We start from the raw sequence: 1,286 nt of genomic DNA, 5'->3' as shown, positions 1-1,286 counted from the left end.
ACCGGCGGCAAGCTCAAGGAGATGCGCCTCTTCCACTGGTCCATCACCTATGTCTCGCTGCTCTTCGTGGCCGTGGCGGTCGACCCCTTCCTGCGCTGAGGGCCTGGCCTCCTCGCTCTTCCCGACGGGCGGGGCGCGTGGTGTCGTACACCACGCGCCCCGCCCGTCGCGCGTTGACCTACCCGTCGGTAGCATCCTGCTCATGGCAGAGACCGAGCAGGTTGAGGACAGCAAGAAGGCGGCCAGGGCCGAGCGCCGGGCGGCCAAGCTCGCCAAGGAGATCGGCGCCTTCGCGCGGGCGCACGGCGGGGCCGAGGGGCAGCTCGCCTACATCGGGCACGAGGGCACCCGCATCGTCCTCGTCGGCGAGGACGGCGGCTGGGGCGACCTGGTGGCGCCGACCTACGCCGTCGCCCAGAGCGCCGTGGAGAAGGCCGGGATCACCGTCCACGAGGACTTCGACGGGGACTTCGCCGCGAAGGTGGAGACCGGCCCGTACGAGTGGACCCGCATGGCGGGCATCCAGCTCGGCGGACCGAAGAACGGCTGAGGGACCGCCGAGACCGTCCCTCGGGGTGGCCGGGGGGACCGTTCCGCGTGTCTGTTCGGCACGCCATGGCCGGAACAAGGCAACACCAGAGGCCGGTGTCACCCGTTAGGACCTGTAGGAGCAAGGTCCATCCAGCGGGAGTCCGCATGATCGAAACGCCGTCCCTGGTGGACCAGTACTGCCATGGCGTCCTCCGTACGGAGCTGGGCCTCGGCACCTTCGAGGCCCACCTCGGCCGGGGCGGGGGCCCGCCCGCCCCCGGCACCACCTTCTTCGACACCCAGACCGGCTTCGCGGTGCGCCGCCTGTGCCCGCCGCTGCTCGGCCTCGACCCGCACTGCCCGCCCGCGCGCTATCTCGCCAGACGCCGCGACCTCGGCGTCCTGGAGTCCGGGCGGCGCCTGCTGCGGGGCAGCGGCATCACCACGTATCTCGTCGACACCGGGCTGCCGGGGGATCTGACGGGGCCCGGCGAGATGGCGTCCGCCGGGGACGCGGAGGCCCGCGAGATCGTCCGCCTGGAACTCCTGGCCGAACAGGTCGCCGACACCTCGGGCACCGCCGACTCCTTCCTCGCCAACCTCGCCGAGTCCGTGCACGGCGCCGCCGCCGGAGCCGTCGCCTTCACCTCGGTCGCCGGGGTGCGCCACCCGGGCGCCCTCACGGCAAAGGCCCCGGGGCCCGGCGAGGTGCGGGGCGCGGTGGAGCGCTGGCTCGGCGGGCGGCAGGTGGGCGG

General features: G+C 73.3%; 1 protein-coding gene and 2 pseudogenes. All 3 read left to right on the top strand.

Annotated features, from left to right (window positions below; all coding sequences use genetic code 11):
- A pseudogene (locus tag AB8Z36_RS40210) lies at positions 1-99 on the top strand (heme o synthase); the annotation flags it as partial.
- Between the two features lie 103 nt (positions 100-202).
- Positions 203-550, top strand: coding sequence for a hypothetical protein (locus tag AB8Z36_RS40205; protein ID WP_369218302.1), 348 nt, complete (start codon positions 203-205; stop codon positions 548-550).
- A gap of 146 nt (positions 551-696) precedes the next feature.
- Positions 697-1,286, top strand: a pseudogene (locus AB8Z36_RS40200) (amidohydrolase); the annotation flags it as partial.

Source organism: Streptomyces flavofungini (assembly GCF_041028215.1).
GTDB classification, from domain to species: domain Bacteria; phylum Actinomycetota; class Actinomycetes; order Streptomycetales; family Streptomycetaceae; genus Streptomyces; species Streptomyces flavofungini_B.
Note: the sequence above shows the minus strand (reverse complement) of the source record. Positions and strands in the feature narration are given on the sequence as shown.